The sequence below is a fragment of the Bradyrhizobium sp. Leo170 genome, assembly GCF_004296405.1.
GTDB lineage: Bacteria > Pseudomonadota > Alphaproteobacteria > Rhizobiales > Xanthobacteraceae > Bradyrhizobium.
Genome location: NZ_PSRR01000090.1, coordinates 1 through 20391, shown reverse-complemented (window position 1 = coordinate 20391; position 20391 = coordinate 1). Strand labels below are relative to the sequence as shown.

General features: G+C 62.1%; 16 protein-coding genes and 1 pseudogene. 13 read left to right on the top strand and 4 right to left on the bottom strand.

The window, feature by feature from the left end; all coding sequences use genetic code 11:
- Positions 1-7: 7 nt before the first annotated feature.
- The 10 genes and pseudogenes from nuoN (at position 8) to CWO89_RS17315 (ending at position 12166) form a co-directional block, all read left to right on the top strand.
- On the top strand, positions 8-1444 hold the full coding sequence (nuoN, locus tag CWO89_RS17360; protein WP_130579984.1) for an NADH-quinone oxidoreductase subunit NuoN: 1437 nt from the start codon (positions 8-10) through the stop codon (positions 1442-1444).
- On the top strand, positions 1445-2257 hold the full coding sequence (locus CWO89_RS17355) for a biotin--[acetyl-CoA-carboxylase] ligase (RefSeq protein ID WP_130579983.1): 813 nt from the start codon (positions 1445-1447) through the stop codon (positions 2255-2257).
- Positions 2257-3926, top strand: a pseudogene (locus CWO89_RS17350) (ribonuclease J). Before CWO89_RS17355 ends, CWO89_RS17350 begins: the two are co-directional and overlap by 1 nt.
- Before the next feature lie 56 nt (positions 3927-3982).
- Positions 3983-4387 carry a methylmalonyl-CoA epimerase gene (gene mce / locus CWO89_RS17345; RefSeq protein WP_130579982.1) on the top strand — a complete coding sequence of 135 codons (405 nt, stop codon included), beginning with the start codon at positions 3983-3985 and terminating at the stop codon, positions 4385-4387.
- A 105-nt stretch (positions 4388-4492) separates the two neighbouring features.
- Positions 4493-4768, top strand: a complete 276-nt coding sequence (locus CWO89_RS17340) for a DUF1467 family protein (protein WP_130579981.1) — start codon at positions 4493-4495, stop codon at positions 4766-4768.
- A gap of 204 nt (positions 4769-4972) precedes the next feature.
- Positions 4973-6868, top strand: coding sequence for a sigma-54-dependent Fis family transcriptional regulator (locus CWO89_RS17335; RefSeq protein ID WP_130579980.1), 1896 nt, complete (start codon positions 4973-4975; stop codon positions 6866-6868).
- Positions 6869-7042: 174 nt separating this feature from the next.
- Positions 7043-7831, top strand: coding sequence for an SDR family NAD(P)-dependent oxidoreductase (locus CWO89_RS17330; protein ID WP_130579979.1), 789 nt, complete (start codon positions 7043-7045; stop codon positions 7829-7831).
- Positions 7832-8060: 229 nt separating this feature from the next.
- Entirely contained in the window at positions 8061-9122 is a 1062-nt protein-coding gene (locus CWO89_RS17325; protein ID WP_130579978.1) for a hypothetical protein, read from the top strand.
- Positions 9123-9201: 79 nt separating this feature from the next.
- The gene (locus CWO89_RS17320) at positions 9202-10278 is read left to right on the top strand and encodes a 2,3-butanediol dehydrogenase (RefSeq protein ID WP_130579977.1); all 1077 of its coding nucleotides are present in this window, start codon (positions 9202-9204) and stop codon (positions 10276-10278) included.
- An 85-nt stretch (positions 10279-10363) separates the two neighbouring features.
- Positions 10364-12166, top strand: coding sequence for an NAD(P)/FAD-dependent oxidoreductase (locus CWO89_RS17315; RefSeq protein ID WP_130579976.1), 1803 nt, complete (start codon positions 10364-10366; stop codon positions 12164-12166).
- A gap of 55 nt (positions 12167-12221) precedes the next feature.
- Here CWO89_RS17315 and CWO89_RS17310 read toward each other — a convergent pair whose 3' ends face one another.
- From CWO89_RS17310 to CWO89_RS17295, 4 genes are all read right to left on the bottom strand, one after another.
- Positions 12222-13256 carry an ABC transporter permease gene (locus CWO89_RS17310; protein ID WP_130579975.1) on the bottom strand — a complete coding sequence of 345 codons (1035 nt, stop codon included), beginning with the start codon at positions 13254-13256 and terminating at the stop codon, positions 12222-12224.
- A gap of 11 nt (positions 13257-13267) precedes the next feature.
- Positions 13268-14770 (bottom strand): sugar ABC transporter ATP-binding protein, encoded by a 1503-nt coding sequence (locus tag CWO89_RS17305; protein WP_130579974.1) that lies wholly within the window; start codon positions 14768-14770, stop codon positions 13268-13270.
- Positions 14771-14779: 9 nt separating this feature from the next.
- Positions 14780-15790, bottom strand: coding sequence for a sugar ABC transporter substrate-binding protein (locus CWO89_RS17300; RefSeq protein WP_130579973.1), 1011 nt, complete (start codon positions 15788-15790; stop codon positions 14780-14782).
- Positions 15791-15908: 118 nt separating this feature from the next.
- The gene (locus tag CWO89_RS17295) at positions 15909-16313 is read right to left on the bottom strand and encodes a globin (RefSeq protein ID WP_463701529.1); all 405 of its coding nucleotides are present in this window, start codon (positions 16311-16313) and stop codon (positions 15909-15911) included.
- A gap of 450 nt (positions 16314-16763) precedes the next feature.
- On the opposite strand from CWO89_RS17295, the gene CWO89_RS17290 reads away from it, so the two are divergent.
- The 3 genes from CWO89_RS17290 to CWO89_RS17280 all read left to right on the top strand — a co-directional run.
- On the top strand, positions 16764-17132 hold the full coding sequence (locus CWO89_RS17290) for a DUF2946 domain-containing protein (protein WP_130579972.1): 369 nt from the start codon (positions 16764-16766) through the stop codon (positions 17130-17132).
- Positions 17133-17220: 88 nt separating this feature from the next.
- Positions 17221-19614, top strand: coding sequence for a TonB-dependent receptor family protein (locus tag CWO89_RS17285; RefSeq protein ID WP_130579971.1), 2394 nt, complete (start codon positions 17221-17223; stop codon positions 19612-19614).
- Positions 19615-19661: 47 nt separating this feature from the next.
- On the top strand, positions 19662-20391 hold a 730-nt coding region (locus CWO89_RS17280), incomplete at its 3' end, for a sialidase family protein (RefSeq protein ID WP_130579989.1).

Below are 20391 nucleotides of genomic sequence, written 5' to 3'. Positions count from 1 at the left end.
TTAACCCATGAGCTTCTCGAGTGCAGGTTATCAGTTGCAGCCGGTGCTGCCCGAGCTCGTGCTCGCGGTCGGCTCGATGGTGCTGTTGATGATCGGGGCCTATCGCGGGCAGGGGACGACCCGGCTCGTGACCACGCTTGCGACGTTGCTGCTGATCCTCACCGGCGTGCTCATACTGATGCTGCCGTCCGGCAAGCTCGTGACCTTCGGCGGCAGCTTCATCGTCGACGACTTTGCCCGCTTCCTGAAGATACTCGCGCTGATCGGCTCGGCGGCAACTCTGATCCTATCGACGGAGTTCCTGTCCGACCCGTCGCGCCGCATCTTCGAATATTCGATCCTGGTGCTGCTCTCCACCCTCGGCATGATGGTGCTGATCTCGGCGGGTGACCTGATCGCACTCTATCTCGGGCTCGAGCTGATGAGCCTTGCGCTCTACGTCGTCGCCGCCAGCCACCGCGACAACGCCAAGTCGACCGAAGCCGGCTTGAAGTATTTCGTGCTGGGCGCGCTGTCCTCGGGCATGCTGCTCTATGGCGCCTCGCTGATCTATGGCTTCACCGGCACCGTCAGCTTCGCTGGCATCGCGGCGGCGGCCACGACGGCAACGCCAGGGATCATTTTCGGCCTGGTGTTCCTGCTAGCCGGCCTCTGCTTCAAGGTCTCGGCGGTGCCGTTCCACATGTGGACGCCCGACGTCTATGAGGGCGCGCCGACGCCGGTCACGGCGTTCTTTGCTTCCGCACCGAAGGTCGCGGCGATGGCGGTGTTCACGCGTGCGACGCTGACAGCATTCCCAGGCATCGTGCCGCAGTGGCAGCAGATCCTGGTGTTCGTCTCCATTGCCTCGATGGCACTGGGCTCGTTCGCCGCGATCGGGCAGAAGAACATCAAGCGCCTGATGGCCTATTCCTCGATCGGCCACATGGGCTTTGCGCTGGTTGGCCTTGCCGCCGGCACGGTGGAAGGCGCGCAGGGCGTGCTGATGTACATCGCGATCTACGTCGCGATGACGCTCGGCTCGTTCGCGATCATCCTCGCCATGAAGCGCAATGGCCAGGCGGTCGAGCAGATCAGCGATTTTGCCGGGCTCTCGCGCACCAATCCGCTGCTCGCCTTCTTCTTCGCGATGCTCTTGTTCTCACTCGCCGGCATTCCGCCGCTCGCGGGCTTCTTCGCCAAGTGGTACGTGTTCGTCGCAGCGATCAAGGCCAACCTGTTCACGCTCGCCGTCATCGGCGTGCTCACCAGTGTGGTGGGCGCCTACTACTATCTCGCCATCATCAAGACGATGTATTTCGACGAGCCGGTCGGCAAGCTCGACCCGGTCCGGATCGAGTTGCGCGGGGTGCTGGCAGTCGCGGGCCTCTTCAACATCTTCTTTTTCGCCTATCCGGGACCGCTGGTCAGCGTTGCGACCGCCGCGGCGAAGTCGCTGTTCTAGATGCCGTTCGCGCTTGGTCATCGCGCCGCTTCCGCCGGCTACAGGCTAGCCGCCTTTGACCAGATCGGCTCGACCAATGCGGAAGCTCTAACCCGCGCCCGCGAAGGCGAGCGGGGGCCGATCTGGTTCGTCACGCCGGAGCAGACGGCGGGGCGCGGCCGGCGGCAGCGGGCCTGGATCGCGCCGCGCGGCAATCTCGCCAGCAGCATCCTCGAGGTGGTGGACGTGGCGCCCGCGGTCGCGGCGACGCTCGGCTTTGCCGCGGGGCTGTCGCTGGAGGCGGCGCTGCAGAAAGTGAGCGTCGAGGCAGTGCTGCGTCTGGGCCGGGCGGATGCGCTGAAGTTCTCGCTGAAATGGCCGAACGACGTGCTGGCCGGGGACAAGAAGCTCGCCGGCATCCTGCTCGAGGCCGAGATCGTGGCCGGCGGCGGCCTTGCGGTCGTGGTCGGCATCGGCACCAATGTCGTGGGGGCGCCGGAGGGCACGCCGACGCCCGCGACCTCGCTCGCTGCTCTTGGCGTCCATGTCAGCGCCGAGGAGCTGTTTGCCGCGCTTTCGGACGCCTGGGTGGAATTCCGCGGCATTTGGGACAATGGCCGCGGCTTTTCGGAAATCCGTCAGCTTTGGCTCGAGCGTGCCGCCCGGCTGGGGGAGAATGTGGCGATTCGGACGGGGAACGCTATTCTCGAAGGCACGTTCGACACCATCGATGAGACAGGTTGCATGATTATCCGGCTGCCCGACGGCAAGCACGTCCCAGTAACCGCAGGCGAGGTCTATTTCGGCACGACGGCCTCGGTGGGATCGGCCTGATGGCGCGGCCGGATGAACTGACTTTTGCGCCGCTCGGCGGCGTCGGCGAGATCGGCATGAACCTGTCGATCTATGGGCTCGGCAACCGCCACCAGCGGTCCTGGCTCGCGGTCGATCTCGGCGTCTCCTTCGGCGACGAGGAGCATCTGCCCGGCATCGACCTGATCATGCCCGACATCTCGTTCCTGGAGAAGGAACAGCAGAACCTGATGGGCCTCGTGCTGACGCACGCCCATGAGGACCACTTCGGCGCCATCATCGATCTCTGGCCGAAGCTGCAGTGCAAGATCTACGCGACCAAGTTCAGCGCGGCGCTGTTCGAGGCCAAATGCGCCGCCGAGCGCAACCCGCCGAAAATCCCGATCACCGTGGTGCCCTCTGGCGGGCGCGTCGATATCGGCCCGTTCAATGTCGAATTCATCCCGGTCGCGCATTCGATTCCCGAGTCGCATGCGCTCGCGATCCACACCGAGGTCGGCACGGTCTTGCACACCGGCGACTGGAAGCTCGACCCCACGCCGACCGTCGGTCCGCCGACCGATGAGAAACGCTTGCGCGAGCTTGGTGACGCCGGCGTGCTGGCGCTGGTCGGCGATTCCACCAACGCCGTGCGCGACGGGCGTTCGCCCTCGGAAGCCGAGGTGTCGAAGACCATCGCCGAACTGGTGAAAGGCGCGAAGGGCCGCGTCGCGGTGACGACCTTTGCCTCCAACGTCGCTCGCATCAAGGCGGTTGCCGACGCGGCGCGGGTGGCGGACCGCGAGGTCGTGGTGGTCGGCCGCGCCATGGACCGCGTGGTCCAGGTCGCGCGTGAGACCGGCTACCTCGATGGCGTGCAGAATTTCCGCGGGCCCGATCTCTACGGCCATTTCCCGCCCGACAGGGTGCTGGCGATCTGCACCGGCAGCCAGGGCGAGCCGCGCGCGGCGCTGGCGCGGATCGCCAAGGACGATCATCCCGAGATCACGCTCAACAAGGGCGATTGCGTGATTTTCTCCTCCCGCACCATCCCCGGCAATGAGAAAGCGGTTGGATCGATCATCAACGACCTGGTCGAGCAGGGTATCGAGGTCATCACCGACCGCGACCATCTGGTCCACGTCTCCGGCCACCCGCGCCGCGACGAAGTGCGCGACATGCTCTCCTGGGTGCGGCCGCAAGTTCTGATCCCCGTGCATGGCGAGGCGCTGCATCTGCACGAGCACGCCAAGCTCGCGCGTGCCGCGGGCGTGCCAAGAGTCATCGAGTGCCGCAACGGCGACCTGGTCAAGCTCGGGCCCGGCGAGCCCGGGATCATCGCTGAGCTGCCCTCGGGGCGCCTCTACAAGGACGGCATCATTCTGGAGGACGCCAAGTCGCGCGCCGTGGTCGAGCGGCGGCGGTTGGGATTTGCCGGCTGTGCCTTCGTTGCGATCGCCATGACGGCGCAGGGGGAATTGGCCGAGGATCCGGAGGTCGACCTGGTCGCGTGCCGGAGAAAAATACCGCGGGCGAGGCGCTCGACGAGATCGTGTTCGATGTGGTGGTATCGACGGTGGAAAGCCTGCCACGGGCGCGCCGGCGCGATCCGGATTCGGTCGCGGAATCGGTGCGCCGCGCCGTGCGCGGGACCGTGAACGAGCATTGGGGGAAGAAGCCGATCTGCCTCGTTCACGTGTTGGTGGTCTGACGCCTGTTCGGCGAAGGCGGCGACAAGAACAAGCGTAACTACGAGGGAGAGACAATATGCTGGGCCGGCTCAACCACGTCGCGATAGCGGTCAAGGACGCCAAGAAGGCGGCCAAGATCTACGGCACGGCATTCGGCGCCGAGATTTCGGATGCGGTGCCGTTGCCGGAGCACGGCGTCATCACCGTGTTCGTGACCTTGCCCAACACCAAGATCGAGTTCATCGAGCCGCTCGGCGATGCTTCGCCGATCGCAAAATTCGTCGATCGCAATGCCGACGGCGGCATCCATCACGTCTGCTATGACGTGCCCGACATCATCGCCGCGCGCGACCGGCTGATCGGCGAAGGCGCGCGCGTGCTCGGCGACGGCCAGCCCAAGATCGGCGCCCACGGCAAGCCGGTGCTGTTCTTCCACCCGAAGGATTTTTCCGGCGCGCTGGTCGAGATCGAGCAGGCGTAGCGCCGGATCGGTTCTGATTGCATCAGAATCGATCAGGCTCTAGCTTCTACTTTGGCGCGTTTTCTTGACGCGAACCGGCATCCACTTCGCTTGAAAACGTAGAGCATGGCCTACAGCATCTCAACCGCATTCGCGATCTACTTCGTCTTGTGGTGGGTCGTGCTGTTCCTGACGCTGCCGTTCGGCGTGCGCAGCCAGCACGAGGAGGGCGGGGGCGTTGAAGGCACCGATCCCGGCGCGCCGATCATGGCGCGGATGGGCCGCAAGCTGCTCTGGACCACGCTGATCTCCGCGGTCATTTTTGCTGTTGCGATGTGGGCCTACAACGCCGGCTATCTCAGCATCGAAAGATTGTCGAAGCTGATGGGTACGCCATTTTAGCGCACGTTGTTTTTTAGACTAGTCCAGTGACCGGTCCGGATCTGTTTGAAAATGCTGCTGTGCGATGCAGCGGACACAGGCGCTTGACGCGAGCTGATCCCGCTGGAAGCAGGTTTACATTCGACCAAACTCGTGCAGACTGCCCGGCCTGGGAAAAAAGAGAAAATATGGTCGTGGCCGTTGGGAGGCAGCCCGGATTGTCGCATGTTTTCGCATTCTGACCATATCCGCGAAATCGAAAGCGTCAGTCTCGGCGCGGCAACCAACCGTGATGATATTGTTGTGCAGAGCTGGCTGCGCTGCATCAACCAACACCGGCTCGATCCGGCACAGGCTTGCGAAGCCTATATCGTGCCCGATACCGAGTTGCGTGAACACCGTCAGCAGTCGGAAGAACTCATATCGATCGCGCGGTCTGGACTTGAGAACCTGTTTCGGCAGGTCGCCGGCCAAAATTATGTGCTGCTGCTCTCGGATCGCCAGGGCGTGACGGTCGAATTTCTTGGAGATCCGCTGTTCGACAATAATCTGCGCAAGGCGGGGCTCTATCTTGGTTCCGAGTGGTCGGAATCCCGGGCGGGAACCTGTGCCGTCGGCGCCTGCATCGAAAGTGGGGATGCGCTAAGCATTCATCAAACCGATCATTTCGATAATACGCACACGCCGCTGTCCTGCACTGCTGCGCCGATCTACGATGTTCGGGGGGCGCTCGCGGCGGTGCTCGACATTTCGCTCCTGAGTTCTCCCATCAAGAAGGCAAGCCAGAATCTCGCGTTGCACCTGGTCACGGCGACCGTGCGGCGTATCGAGCTAGCCAACTTGATGGCGCAGGCAAGCCGGGAGTGGGTGCTGCGCTTCGCCCGGTCGCCGGAATTTCTGGACGTCGATCCCGAGGCGGCCATTTCCATCGACGGATCTGGACGCATCATCGGGATGACCAATGGTGGCGCCAAGATCTTGGCGCGTTCCGTGAGCCGCGACTGGCGCCAGTCCGGCGATCTGATCGGGCAGCCGATTTCACGCTTCTTTGAAATTGATATCAACGACCTGCCGAATTTGACACGGCAACGCCGGACGCAGGATCGCCTCGTCTTTGCCCGCGATGGCAACGCGCTGTTTGCCCATGCGATCGAACCGAACATCGCCGTGCGCGCGCCTACAAGCGTCCGGCACGAGATTCCAGCCTCGTTGCGCGATCTCGGCCGAGGCGATCCGCAAATCGGAGTTCTTCAGGTCAAGGCTGCAAAACTCGCCGCAAGGCCATTGTCGATCCTCATTCAGGGTGAAACGGGGACGGGCAAGGAATATCTCGCCCGTGCGATCCATGACAGCAGCGCCGTCAAGGGCAGGTTTGTAGCCGTCAATTGTGCGGCGATTCCCGAGCAGTTGATCGAAGGCGAATTGTTCGGTCATGTTCCGGGGGCGTTCACCGGGGCCAACGCCAAGGGCCGCAAGGGTCTGATTGAAGAGGCTGACGGCGGCACGTTGTTCCTCGACGAGATCGGTGACATGCCGCTACCGCTCCAGAGCCGGTTGTTGCGTGTGCTCGCGGAGAAGGAGCTGATGCCGATCGGTGCGACCCGTCCGAAGCCGGTCGATGTTCGCGTGATCTCCGCCTCTCACCGCATGATCGAAACGCTCGTGAAGGACGGACGTTTTCGCGAGGACTTATTTTACCGGTTGAACGCCGCAACGCTTTTCTTGCCTTCGTTGCGAGGGCGATCTGACTTTGCGTGGCTTCTGGGCAAGATCGTGGAGAGGCATCGGGCGAAGGAAGGCTCGCTGGCCGTGTCCCCGGCAGCGCTCCATGCGCTTGAGGCATACGCCTGGCCTGGCAATATCCGTGAGCTGGACAATGTTATCTCAGTCGCCGCGGCGCTCTGCCAAAATGGAGTCATCGAACCTCACGATCTTCCCGAGGCCTTGCTGAAAACGACCGGCGTCGCACAGGCGAAAGAACCGCATTCGCAGAAAACGATGCTGGAAACGGTGCTTGCGGCCTGCGGCGGGAATGTTTCGGAAGCCGCGCGCAGGCTGGGTGTCGACCGGTCCACCGTTCATCGTCAAATCAAACGATACGGTTTGAACCAACCTACCTGACGTTGTCGCGGTGAGACTGCAACAGGTGTGGCATCTGTTGCAGGCCTTGCAACAGTAGCGCTCCCTGTTTCACCTGAAAACGAAGGATTTCTTCGGGTTTTGCCGTTGGCACGGCGATTGCTCCTTTCATTTGCAAGCATTCGTAAGAGTGCAACAGCAAATGGGAGGATTTTCATGTCATTCGATCTCGAGGGGCGCGCGATTGTCGTGACCGGATCCGGCCGCGGCATCGGCGAAGCCATCGCACGCGGCCTTGCGGCGGATGGGGCACTGCTGACGATCGCGGACATTGACGAAGGCAATGCTTCGACAGTCGCGGAAGGAATTCGCGCCGCAGGTGGCAAGGCGATCGCCGTCCGCGTCGATGTCACCGACCGCGACAGCGTCAAGGCCATGATCGCCGCGACGGTGAAGGCGCACGGCAAGCTGGATGTGATCTTCAACAATGCGGGCATAGCGCAGACGAAGCCGTTCCTGTCCATCACCGAACAGGATTGGCGCAGGGTCACGGATACCAACGGTCTTGGCGTTCTCATCTGCATGCAGGAGGCGATCAAGCAGATGATCGCGCAGGGCCACGGCGGCAAGATCATCAACACCGCCTCCATCGCGGGCAAGCAGGGTTATGAGCCGCTGGCTCACTATTCGGCCTCTAAGTTCGGCGTCGTGGCGTTGACGCAGGCGGCGGCCCGCGCCTTCGGAGCCCAGAAGATCAACGTCAATGCGATCTGTCCGGGTGTCGTGGCGACGGACATGTGGAAGCTCATCGACAAGGGCTTCAAGGACGAGGGGTTGACCTCGCGCGACAACGAAGCCTTCGAGACATTCTCTGCCGGGATTTTGCTCGGGCGTCCATCCGCGGCGGACGATCTCTGTGGTGTTGCGCGATTCCTGGCGTCATCCGCATCCGACTACATGACCGGCCAAAGTCTCGTCGTCGACGGAGGCATGGTTCTTATCTGAGGTCGCGCCGAGCTGAGGCGTCGGGCCTCGCCGCGACAAATGGAGCGGCGTTTTCTGTCGCTGCAATGAAAGGACTAGCAAAGGCGACGCCGTGAAATGAAGCGAACTCTGGACTTGGGACACTAGTGCGTTTGTGGAAAGCGGTTCGCGAAGAAACCGCATCAAAACAAAAACCAGAACCCCGGCTTGATTCCATCAACGCCGGAAAGGCTCCAGGAGGGAAACAAACATGCAGTATGCGATCGAGGTTGCGCCATTCCGGCTAAATTCGTCGGTCAAGGGATTGGCGTTGGTCTACGGGCTCACCATTCTTTCGTGTTTCATCGTCAACCTGATCGTCAAGGCGATGCCGATCGGACCATGGAGCAGCGATCAGATCAGCCAGATGTTCTGGCTAGATAACGTCACCTGGCAATTGCTCAGTCTGTGGTGGGCCCTGCTGTCGATCGTATGTTGCGGCTGGCCGTTTGATCGAATCAAGAGCAATCTCGCGCGCGGATTTGTCATCGTTGCAGCTTCGTGGGTCTTGGGCTGGCTATCGGCAAAGTCGATCTACTGGAGCGGGCTTGGCGCGGATTGGATATTTCCGATCGTCGGATGCATCTTCTTCTTTCTGGCGTTCTTTTCATTCACGGGTGAGAACTGGATCGTGGCGGGTATGCCGCCGTACCGGCAGTTTTTCATTCTGCTGGTTCTGATCGGCTTCTGCACCTATCTCGTCACGAGCTCGGTGGTACGGTGGATACCGGCTTGGTGGTTTCCCTTCGTGCAGATGGGGGCCGCTACGGGACTCCTCGCATACTGGACGCGGGGGATGAAACAACCGGGTCGCGGGTTTACGCAGATGGCGATCCTCTTCCTGACCGTGCTTCTCTGCCTATGGGTCAGCCGCTACTTGGGGCTGTGGGATTCCGCTAAGCCCGGCGTCGGGAATTTCTGGTCCATCGGATACTTCACCGACGATCAATACTGGCTGCTGTGGTTCATGGTCGCCTGCTCGGTTACCTATGGCGTTTTGATCCCCATTCACAACTGGCCGTTCTCCCAGATTCCCATGCCGTGGGGTGGATTGGCGGCGTCCGGCTTTTGCCTCTTGCTCGCCTATCTGGTGACGAAACTCTTGTTCGACCTGATCGGGCCGGTTTTCGGCAACATCAGTGAAGCCTTCACCTACGGCTACATGGGCACGCACTGGTCCTTCATCGTTCCGATGCTGTTCGGCTACGGCCTGGCTGAGCCCTATCTCTGGAAGGGACAGAGGACGCCAGGTTCTTGGGACGATGTCCCGTGAGGATGAGAGAGGCGCCGAACTGGGCAACTCGCGATCATATGCAGCAAACCACCAACGCAAATACTTACAGGAGCAAAGAATGAAAGCCTTACGATTTCATGCAGCCAAAGATCTGCGTCTCGATACGATTCCAATACCATCGGAAACGCCTGCCACAGGTCAGGTGCTGATCCGGAACCGCTTCGTCGGTATCTGCGGCACTGACCTGCACGAGTATGCTTACGGGCCGATCTTCATCCCCGTCGAACCGCATCCGTTTACAGGCGCCAGCGGGCCGCAGGTTCTCGGTCATGAATTCGGCGGCGTGGTCGAAGCGGTCGGGAAGGGCGTCACATCGGTAAAGCCGGGCGACCGCATATCGGTTCAGCCGTTGATCATGCCACGCTCCGGCGACTATTTCGCCGACCGCGGTCTCTTCCATCTCAGTTCGCAACTTGCATTGGCGGGGCTGAGCTGGGTGTCCGGCGGAATGGCGGAATATGCCCTGCTCAACGAATATAACGTTGAGAAGATCCCGGACGAGATGACTGATGAGGAAGCTGCGCTTGTCGAGCCGACGGCGGTGGCCGTCTACGCCTGCGACCGCGGTGGCGTGACGGCAGGCGACAGCGTGCTGGTAACCGGCGCGGGCCCAATCGGGATATTGACGCTGCTGGCTGCGCGGGCGGCGGGTGCTGCTCAGCTTTTCGTTTCAGATATCAACGACGCGCGACTGAAATTCGCCAAGTCCATCTTGCCTGACGTCGTCACCATTAATCCGAAGCGCGACAATCCCGGCGATGTGGTCCACTCGTTGAGCGAAGGCAATGTCGGCTGCGACGTCGCGATCGAATGCGTCGGCAACGAGCAGGCTCTCAAAGCTTGCACGGACGCGGTGCGGAAGCAGGGGGTGGTGGTGCAGACCGGTCTTCATCCCCACGAAAATCCGCTCGACTGGTTCCAGGTCACCTTCAAGGACATCGATATACGCGGCTCGTGGGCCTATCCGACGCATTACTGGCCGCGTGTTATCAGGCTGATCAGCACCGGTCTGCTTCCGGCGAAGAAGGTGGTGACCAAGAAGATCACGCTGGATCAGGCGGTCGGAGAGGGTTTCGACGTGCTGCTCGATCCTGCCGGTCAGCATCTGAAAATCCTGATCGATCTGACGAAATAGCTTCTGCGAAAGGCGCGGTCGCTCGCCAGGCATGGCGAGCGCCGCATTGACTGACATTACCAAATACAAGAGAGAGGAGACGACTATGCTGGACAATAGCCCTCACACCAAGGTGGAGGCTGCCCTCGGTAAGCTGGAGGACGCGCTCGCCAGCGGCGAGATTGATGTCGCGGTGAATCTGTTTCAGGCCGACTGCTACTGGCGCGATCTCGTGGCCTTCACCTGGAACCTGCGCACCATGGAAGGCCAGGGCCAGATCCGGGAGATGTTGACGACGCAGCTCGCCGGCATCAAACTGCGCCATTTTCGTCAGGATCCAAGCAATCCCGCGAGCGAAGCCGACGGCGTCGCGGATGGTTGGTTTGAATTCGAGACCGAAGTGGCGCGTGGCTACGGCCATATCCGGCTGAAGAACGGGCTGATATGGACGCTGCTCACGACCTTGACGGAACTGAAAGGCCACGAGGAGCCGAAAGGGCCGATGCGGCCCATGGGGGCCGAGCACGGCAGCGACCCTAGTCGCAAGACCTGGAAGGAAAAGCGCGAACAGGAGACCGCCGAACTCGGCATCAAGACGCAACCTTACGTCCTTATTGTCGGCGGCGGTCAGGGCGGCATCGCCCTTGGCGCACGATTGCGGCAGCTCGGCGTGCCGACCATTATCATCGAGAAGAACGAGCGGCCGGGCGATAGCTGGCGCAAGCGCTACAAGTCGCTCTGCCTGCACGATCCCGTCTGGTACGATCATTTGCCGTACATCCCGTTCCCGGAGAACTGGCCGGTGTTCGCGCCGAAGGACAAGATCGGCGATTGGCTGGAAATGTACACGAAGGTCATGGAGCTGAACTACTGGAGTTCCACGACGTGCAAATCCGCCAGGTACGACGAGAGGGCAAAGGAGTGGACGGTCGTCGTCGAGCGTGGCGGCAAGGAGATCGTGCTGAAGCCGAAACAGCTCGTGCTGGCGACCGGGATGTCGGGCAAGGCAAACATCCCGAAGTTCAGGGGGCAGGATGTTTTCAAGGGCGAGCAGCAGCATTCGTCGCAACATCCGGGACCGGACGCCTACAAGGGAAAGAAGGTGGTTGTCGTCGGATCCAACAACTCCGCGCACGATATCTGCGCGGCGCTCTGGGAGGCCGGGGCCGATGTGACGATGTTGCAACGCTCGTCAACCCACATCGTGAAATCGGACTCGCTGATGGAAATTGGCCTTGGCGATCTCTATTCCGAGCGTGCCGTCGCCTCAGGCATGACGACCCGCAAGGCGGATCTGATTTTCGCCTCGCTCCCCTATCGCATCATGCACGAATTCCAGATCCCGATTTACAACGCCATTCGTAAGAAGGACGAAGCGTTCTACAAGCGGCTGGAAAAGGCCGGCTTCATGCTGGATTTCGGCGACGACGAGTCCGGCCTGTTCATGAAATATCTGCGCCGCGGCTCCGGATATTACATAGATGTCGGAGCCTGCGATCTCGTTGCCGATGGAAGGATCAAGCTGGTGAGCGGCGTGAACGTTCGCGAGCTCAAGGAGCATTCGATTCTGTTGGATGATGGCCGCGAGCTGGATGCGGATCTGATCGTTTACGCCACCGGCTACGGCTCGATGAACGGTTGGGCCGCGGACCTGATCTCCAAGGACGTGGCCGACAAGGTCGGCAAATGCTGGGGACTCGGCTCCAACACGACCAAGGATCCTGGCCCGTGGGAAGGCGAACAGCGCAACATGTGGAAACCGACGCAACAGGAAGGTCTCTGGTTCCACGGCGGCAATCTGCACCAGTCGCGCCACTATTCCCAGTATCTTTCATTGCAACTAAAGGCCCGAAAGGAGGGACTTGCGACGCCGGTTTACGGCCTGCAGGAAGTCCATCATCTTTCCTGAGGTGCATTGACGCGATGGCGTGCGGCGATTCATGTCGCCGCACGCCATCGGTTCGCTACTCCGCCGCCCGTGCTCGCAACCGCTGCGCATAGACGTTGATGACGAGCGCGGCGAGCAGGATCAGGCCGCGGATCAGGATCTTCAGGAAACTGTCGATATTGACGTGGTCGAGGCCGTTATTGAGCACGCCCAATACGAACAGTCCGACAATGGTGTTGCCGATGCCGCCGCGGCCGCCGAACAGGCTGGTGCCGCCGACCACCACAGCGGCGATCGAATCGAGCAGGTAGGTGTCGAATTCGTTCTGCTGCGCGCTGCCGAAATGGGCGACGCCGAGCATGCCGGCAATGCCGGAGCAGACCGCGGAGATCACCATCACGCTGCCGAGGATCAGCTTGACGTTGAGGCCGGAATATTCGGCCGCTTCGCGATTGCCGCCGACCATGTAGACGTAGCGGCCGAAGCGGGTGTAGGTGAGCACCAGGTGGCCGGCGAGCAGCATCACCGCCGCGACGATCACGATCCATGGAATGCCGCCGATCGAGCCGGAACCGAGCGTCGTGACCAGGTCCGGCACCTTGTAGGCGATCTGGCCGCGCACCAGCAGCGCCGAGATGCCGGCCGCGATCTGCATCATCGCCAGCGTCATGATGAAAGAGGGGATGCCGATCACGGTCAGCCCCAGCGCATTGACGAGGCCGAGCAGTGCGCAGAGCGCCAATGACAGGAGGATCGCCGCCCAGCCCGGCAGCGGGACATTGGCGATGTTCACGTAGGACTCCTGCAGCGTGAAATAGGCAACCGCAATGCCGGTGACGTTGGCGATGGCTGCAATCGAGAGATCGATCTCTGCGCACAGGATCACGAAGGTCAGGCCGACGGCGATGATGCCGGTCACGGAGACTTGCGTCAGGATGTTGCCGAGATTGTCGAGGGTTGCGAAGGAGGGGCTCGCGATCGCGAAGAACCCGCTCAGGCAGATCAGGGTCAGGAACGGCGCGATGTTGCGCATCTGCGAGCGCAGGATCGCAGCCGCGCTGCGCTGTCCACCGCGATGCACTGATGCAGTCACTCCTTCGCTGGTCGCCATGCTGTTCTCCGTCAGGCTGCCTCAAGCAGGCGGTCCTTGCTGACCACCTCACCCGCAAACTCGCGCACCACGGCGCCACGCTTCAGGACAATGATACGATCGGCCAGCGACAACACCGTCTCAGGTTCGGTCGAGAGCACGATGATGGCGAGCCCCTTGGCGCTGAGCTCGCGGACGATGTTGATGACATCGTTCTTGGCTCCGACATCCATGCCGCGGGTCGGCTCGCACAGCACCAGCACTCGCGGCGGATAGCTCAGCCATTTGGCGAGCGCGACCTTCTGCTGATTGCCGCCCGAGAGCATGCCGAGATCGAGCTCGACCGCCGCAGGGCGGATCTGCAACTGATCGACCTGCCGGACGGCAATCGACCGCTCGCGCGCCGGCTTGAGCAGAAGCGCGGATATCCGATCGAGCACGCTGATCGAGATGTTCTTATAGACCGGCTCCTGGTGGAACAGCATCGCGCGGCGGCTCTCGGGAACGAAGGCGATGCCGGCGCGCCGGGCGGCGGCCGTGCTGGCGAAGGCTTTACGGTCGCCATCGATGAGCACCACGCCGCTATCGGGCTTGATCTTGCCAAACAGGACGCGCGCCAATTCGAGCTGACCGCACCCCATGAAGCCGTAAATGCCGAGCACTTCGCCGGCGCACACCTCGAACGAGACGTCCTGAACGCTGCGGGCGAGCGAGAGTGCGTCGGCCTTCAGGACCACGGGGCGGTTACCGCGCGGCGGCAGCGTGATGTCGTGCGCATAGGTCTCTTCCAGCGCTTCGCGGCCCTTGCCGATCATCGCTTCGATCAGGGCAGCCTTGCTCGTCGCGGCGGCCTCCGTTTCGTGGACCTTCCGTCCGTTGCGGAACACAGTCACGGTGTCGGAGATGCGCAGGATGTCCTCGATGAAATGGGAAATGAAGACGATGCCGGTGCCCTCGTCGCGCAGCCGTCGCAAGGTCGTGAACAACCGCTCGACCTCGGGTGGGGAGAGCGCAGAGGTCGGCTCGTCCAGGATGATGATGCGGGCGCCGGAAAACAGCACGCGGGCGATCTCGATCAGTTGCTGCAGGCCAATCGGCAGATCGCCGAGCCGCGTCATCGGGTCGACGTCGATGCCGAAACGCGCAAGCTGTTCGCCCGCCTCGCGCGCCATTCTCCGCCATTGAACCAGGCCGAAACGGTTGGTCGGCTGGGTACCGAGAAAGACGTTTTCGGCGACGGAAAGATCGGGCGCGACGCTGAGCTCCTGATGCACCATGGCGATGCCGGCCGCATGGGCATCGCGTGCCGAGCGGAAACGGACCTCGCGCCCGTCGAGTGCGATGTGGCCGGAGAATTCCGGATGCACGCCGGCGATGATCTTCATCAGCGTACTTTTTCCAGCGCCGTTCTCGCCGACGAGACCGTGGATCTCGCCGGCATAGAGCGCGAAGTCGACCCCACGAAGCGCTTCGACACCGCCGAAAGCCTTCGTGATCTCCCTCAGTTCGAGGATGGGTGAGCGTCCCTGTGGCATGCGGGCGGCTCAGATCAGGAAATGATCCTCCATCCATTGCATCCCCGCGGCGTTGGCCTTGGTTACGACAGGGCCGTCGGTCACCACGCTCTTTGGAATGCCCTGTCCGCTCTTCTCGCCCGCGGTCACCGCAGCGACACCGGCGATGATGGCGCCACCATGGATGCGGCAGGATGGATTGCGAACGGTCGCGAACATGCGGCCTTCACTCACCGCCTGAATCGCCGGCGGCATGGCGTCGACCCCGCCGATCAGGATGTTGGTGCGGTTGCGCGCCTTCATGATGTTGTAGGCGGCGAGCGCCATGTCGTCATTGTGGAAGAAGGCGGCGTCGATCTGCGGATATTTGGTGAGATAGGTCTCCCACAGACGCGCGGTCTTGGAGACGTCCCAATCGGCCGGCTGGGTGTCGAGCACCTCGATGTTCGGATACTGCTTCACGACTGAGTTGAAGCCCTTGGCGCGGCCCTGCGCCCCGGTGTGGCCGAGCGCGCCTTGCGTCATGATGATCTTGCCCTTGCCGCCGATGGCGTTGACGAGCGCCTGCGTCACCGATGAGCCCATGAATTCATTGTCGGGGGCGAGGAAGGAATGTACGTTGATCTGATCCAGCGGCGCGATCAGCGTGTCCATGTCGATGACCGGAATCCCGGCGTCGATCATCTTCTGCACCGGCTGGGTCAGCGTGCCGATGCCGAACGCCTGGATGGCGACGAAGTCCCATTTCTGCGACGCCATGTTGTCGATCGCCGCGCGCTGCTTCACCGCATCGAGCTGGCCGTCGAACCAGGTGACGTCAACGTTGAAGAGCTTGCCCCAATATTCGGCCGCCTGTTTGCCTTGCGCGCACCAGGTGGCCTGCAGGCCTGCGTTGGAGAACGCAGCCTTCAGCGGTTTCTCGGAACGTCCGACTTCGGCCGCGAGCGCGGGGCTCACGCCAATCCCGCCGAGCAGCGCGGCGGCTGCCGCTGTCTGAAGAAGATCGCGCCTGGTCCTTGAGGATGTGTCCTTCCCTGGCATCGCACGCTCCCTGATATCTGTTCTTGGCGCCGTCGGCGTCGGTTGCACGCGCCGCGGATCAGGGAAAGTCTGTCACAATCGGAGCGTTCATGCCAACGGTTCCGATTCCGCGGCTGCGCTAGCCAACGTCCGGCATCACGATGCTTTCGATTTCGCGCAGCAATTTTTGCCACGCAGCATCGATTTCGACCGTCCACTCCACGCCAAGAATTTCCCGGAGCGCGCCCGCGATCACGGCGAAGAACGCGACGAACAATTCTCTCGGCGTGCCGTAAGCGTCGTGCGAGGCGACCTCGCATTCGATCATGCGGAAGTTGCCGCGCCGCTCGCCGGCGAAATCGAGAATCGCTTCGATGGTCAGCGCCAGCATCGAGCCTTTGACGAGCTCGCTGCCTTCGGTGCGAAACATCGCCGTTGCTTCGGGATGCGCTTCGAACAAGCGACGATAGACTAGCGGCGTCAGATCATCACAGCGCGCCGCCGCAAGTTCGAAGCTGCGCTCGATCGGATTTGCCGATGACATGATCAGCGATCGCGATGGCCCAAAGAAAAAAGAGCAGGGCACCAGCCCTGCTCGAGAAATTGTGTCGACCCTATTTTCCCCAAAAATTCGGATTTGATCTTGATTGATGGGGTGACGCTGCTTCCGCGCGCCGGGCTCCTCCCGAGACTTGGACCACCAGACCGTCCGCCCTGTGGCTGGCCTGAGCCCGAATTGGTAGACCATCTTTTTTGTTTTGTCATCAATTTCAGCAACGATTGTTCAAAATTCGAGCAATTTGCGAAATGATTGGGATTTCGCCACTGCCGGTTGTAGAGCTGCGGTCAGGACCCGTCGCGGGGTAAAGGGGTAGGGCGCGGGCGGACACTTGGTCCAGCCGATTATTCCTTGCGCCGGGACAAAAAGGCGGCGTTTCCACTCTCGACTCCGGCTGGGCGCAATGATTAGTTCCGCCATCGGATGGGTTTTGCGATGCGCCGGCGGCTGAAGAATTTTCTGCCCGTTTTCCTGATTGCGCTGATGGTGCAAGTCTTTGCGCCGATCGCAGCCTGTTGGGCGGCCGGAATCGCCGCTTCCGATCCGCTGGCTGCCGCCATCATCTGTCATGACAACAGCGCCGGTTCCGGCGAAGCCGACCCGGGCGGGCCGCACGTCCGAGACGGCTGCTGCTCGATCTGTAATGTGCTGCAGACCGGCACTCCGGTCGATCCACCCGAGATGACCGCCGGCGTTATCGAGCGGTCGCCCGAACAGGTGGCATGGTTCGATTTCGTGTCCCGCCTGGCGGATGTGCGGGCACGCTCCCACGCGCAGGCACGCGCCCCACCATCGATTTCCTGACTGCCGTTCGCTGCCGGTGCGCCTTCGCTGCGCCGGTTGACGCCGTCAATCAAGCCGGCCGCAGAGCCGGTGTCAGGAATTTCCTCCCATGTTACGCCTCGCTTTCCTGAGCGGTGCCGGCACAATGGTGCTTGGTGCCATGCTCGCCACCGATCCATCCCCGGCAACAGCGCAAACTGCCTTGCCGCCGGTCAACGTGGATGCACCCCGAGAAGCCCGCGCCAAGCCCGCGAAACCGAAGCCGGTGGGGCGCACGCTCGCCGCCCGGCCGCGGGTGACGTCGCCGAGGACCACCACCATCCCGACCGTCGTCGTGCAGCGCGACGTTGCGCCCTCGGTTCTGCGCGACGGGCTCAACCAGGCTCCCAGTGGCCAAACCCAAACCACCGTCGACCGCAGCCAGTTCGACAACCGGCCGGCGTTCTCGGTCGGAGACGTGCTGAGAGAGAGCCCCGGCATCTCGATCAAGCAGGGCAACGGGCCGCGCGACGTCGGCATTTCGATCCGCGGATCGAACGCCCGCAACGGCTTCGGGATTCGCAACCTCGTCATCTTCGAGGACGGTTTTCCGGTCACCCAACCGGACGGACTGTCGCGCAGCGACCTGATCGATCCGCACGCCTATGGCGCAATCGACGTCATCCGCGGACCATCCTCGGCGCTGTTCGGCAACTACGCGACCGGCGGTGCGCTGAATTTCCGGACGCGGCCGGGCGGCACGATCGACGGTGTCGAATACGGCGTCGACGGCGGCAGCTTCGGTTACTTGAACAACTATCTGGCCGCAGGCAAGAAGGTTGGCAATTTCGAGGGCTCGTTGTTTGCGAGTGATGCGCGCGGCGACGGTTACATCAGCAATAGCTGGTTCAACACCCAGACGGTGAATTTCCTCGGCACGCTGCAGGCCACGCCCGATGACCGCTTCACGGTCAAGTTCATCAACAACGACCTGAGCGCGCGGCTGCCGATCCGGCTGTCGCTGAACCAGTACAACCAGAACCCTTTCCAGAGCGGCTGCGTGACCGGCGCCACCGCGGCGCTGGGCTGCGCAACGGTGCCGCTGTTCAACAACGGCTTCAACGCGGCGGCGGGAATCGACAGGGAGACTGCGCTACAGGCGGGGCTCGGCCGTAACGATCGTCGCACCATCGTCGGCGGCCGCTGGGAGCATGATTTCGACAATCAGACCACCTGGCGCAACCAGTTCGTGTTCGACGACCGCAACATCAATCAGCCGACCGGAGCGACCAGCGCAATCGGCGATTTCCCGTCCTACAACTATATGAGCGACATCACGCGGCGCGGCGAGATCCTTGGCATGGACTCGACCACCTATTTCGGGGGCTGGTACAACACGCTCGCCGCCTCCAGCGATACGCGCAATGTCGCGCCGGGCGGCAATGCCACGCTTGGAGCGCTATCCAGCAATCTGTACAGCGATACATCCAACTACGGCGTTCGCGCGCGACAGGAACTCAAGCTCAACCCGTCGCTCACGGCGATCGCGGGCATTGGATGGGAAACGACCAACCTCAAGGGAAGGAACACGGCCTTCACCTATACCGGGCCGACAGGGATCACGACGGCGACGGTGACGACCGCCGATCGGCAGTTCCAGAACACCGCGCCGGAGCTTGCGCTTCTCTACAGGCTGAACAGCGAGTGGCAATTCCGCGGCAGGGTGGCTACCGGATACGGGACGCCGCAGGTCGGAAACCTCTTTGTGCTGTCAAACGGTCAGAACGGCAACAATACAGGGCTGCAGGCGCAGAAAAACCTCGGTTACGATCTGGGCTTCGACTGGACGCCGAACAGCGCGCTCAAGCTGAGCGCCACCGGCTTCTACGAGTTTTTCAAGGACGAACTGGTGTCGCAGGCAACTCCGGTCGGAGCGCCCAATGCGAGCTATATGTTCAATGCGCCGCGATCCGAGCATCGCGGCGTGGAGCTTGCCGCCGACTGGCGGTTCCTCCCGGGCTGGCGGCTGACGGCGGCCTACACCTATCTCGACGAGGTCTATACGGAGTACGTCGAGAACATCACCAATGGCGCGGTGTTCGGCTTCAATCGCGCGGGAAACAAGATCCCCGGCATCTCCCCGAACGAATTGACCGCGCGGCTTTCCTACGACCAGTTGTCCGGGCCGCTCCGGGGGCTCGGCGCGTTTGTGGAAGTGCAGTGGAAGGACTCCTTCTTCATGGACAATGCCAATCTCTTGAAGGCGCCCGGCTATGAACTGGTCAACCTCAATGTCCACTACGGTACCGATCTGGTCTCGGACTATTTCAAGGCGATCAACCTCTATTTCGAGGTGCGGAACGTCTTTGACCGGACGTATGTGGCCTCCGCCAACAACATTCCGGACACGGTGACGGCGGTGGGCATTCAAAACCCCGCGAGCGTGCTGGCCAACACCACCGGCTCGATCTATGCCGGAGCGCCACGAACGTTTGTGGCCGGCATGAAACTGGCGTTCAAATGAGGTGCGTTGTCATGAAGGACCTCAGAGCTATCCTCGGTGCTGCCGCCATGGCCGCCGTCTTCACGCTTTGGCACGGCGGCGCATCCGCGCAGATGAACCATCAGCACGCGTCGGAAGCTGCGTGCGAGGAGACGGTCCTGCGTTGCGCAAGCAAGGTCATGCCCGCATTCAGTGCCGACGGGACGCTTTGGCTGGTCTGGATGGCCGGCGGTCAGATATCCGTTGCAAGTTCGAAGGACGAAGGAAAGACCTACTCTTCGCCGGTGCAGGTCACGCGCGAGAGCCTTAATCTGGATTGGGGACCGGACGCACGTCCGAAGATCGCCATCGATGGCAAGGGGCGGATTGCGCTTGCGTTCTCGATCTTCAGGGACAAGGCCTTCAACGGTCAGGTGCTCACGACGCAATCGACCGATGGGGGCAAGAGCTTTGCTCCCTTGCGCCCGATCACCGCTGATAACGAGAGCCAGCGCTTCGAGGCTATTGCCTTCGCGCCTGACGGTACCGTGTTCGCGGCCTGGTTCGACAAGCGCAACCGCGTGCCGGCGCGGCAGAACGGCAAGCCCTACGATGGCGCAGGCCTGTTCTTCGCGACATCGAAGGATGGCGGTTCGACTTACTCCGACGCGCAGATCGTCGCCGACAACACCTGCGAATGTTGTCGCCTCGGCCTGGCCCTGGATGGCAGCGGCCGTCCGGTCATCGTGTTCAGAAATATCTTTGAGGGCGGTGTCCGCGATCACGCCGTCGTCACCTTCTCAGGCCCGGCCTCGCCGC

What these genes read in the sequence shown, in the direction of transcription:
- nuoN (WP_130579984.1), top strand. Translation starts at nt 8, where the DNA reads ATGAGCTTCTCGAGTGCAGGTTATCAGTTGCAGCCGGTGCTGCCCGAG.
- CWO89_RS17355 (WP_130579983.1), top strand. Translation starts at nt 1,445, where the DNA reads ATGCCGTTCGCGCTTGGTCATCGCGCCGCTTCCGCCGGCTACAGGCTA.
- mce (WP_130579982.1), top strand. Translation starts at nt 3,983, where the DNA reads ATGCTGGGCCGGCTCAACCACGTCGCGATAGCGGTCAAGGACGCCAAG.
- CWO89_RS17340 (WP_130579981.1), top strand. Translation starts at nt 4,493, where the DNA reads ATGGCCTACAGCATCTCAACCGCATTCGCGATCTACTTCGTCTTGTGG.
- CWO89_RS17335 (WP_130579980.1), top strand. Translation starts at nt 4,973, where the DNA reads ATGTTTTCGCATTCTGACCATATCCGCGAAATCGAAAGCGTCAGTCTC.
- CWO89_RS17330 (WP_130579979.1), top strand. Translation starts at nt 7,043, where the DNA reads ATGTCATTCGATCTCGAGGGGCGCGCGATTGTCGTGACCGGATCCGGC.
- CWO89_RS17325 (WP_130579978.1), top strand. Translation starts at nt 8,061, where the DNA reads ATGCAGTATGCGATCGAGGTTGCGCCATTCCGGCTAAATTCGTCGGTC.
- CWO89_RS17320 (WP_130579977.1), top strand. Translation starts at nt 9,202, where the DNA reads ATGAAAGCCTTACGATTTCATGCAGCCAAAGATCTGCGTCTCGATACG.
- CWO89_RS17315 (WP_130579976.1), top strand. Translation starts at nt 10,364, where the DNA reads ATGCTGGACAATAGCCCTCACACCAAGGTGGAGGCTGCCCTCGGTAAG.
- CWO89_RS17310 (WP_130579975.1), bottom strand. Translation starts at nt 13,256, where the DNA reads ATGGCGACCAGCGAAGGAGTGACTGCATCAGTGCATCGCGGTGGACAG.
- CWO89_RS17305 (WP_130579974.1), bottom strand. Translation starts at nt 14,770, where the DNA reads ATGCCACAGGGACGCTCACCCATCCTCGAACTGAGGGAGATCACGAAG.
- CWO89_RS17300 (WP_130579973.1), bottom strand. Translation starts at nt 15,790, where the DNA reads ATGCCAGGGAAGGACACATCCTCAAGGACCAGGCGCGATCTTCTTCAG.
- CWO89_RS17295 (WP_463701529.1), bottom strand. Translation starts at nt 16,313, where the DNA reads ATGTCATCGGCAAATCCGATCGAGCGCAGCTTCGAACTTGCGGCGGCG.
- CWO89_RS17290 (WP_130579972.1), top strand. Translation starts at nt 16,764, where the DNA reads ATGCGCCGGCGGCTGAAGAATTTTCTGCCCGTTTTCCTGATTGCGCTG.
- CWO89_RS17285 (WP_130579971.1), top strand. Translation starts at nt 17,221, where the DNA reads ATGTTACGCCTCGCTTTCCTGAGCGGTGCCGGCACAATGGTGCTTGGT.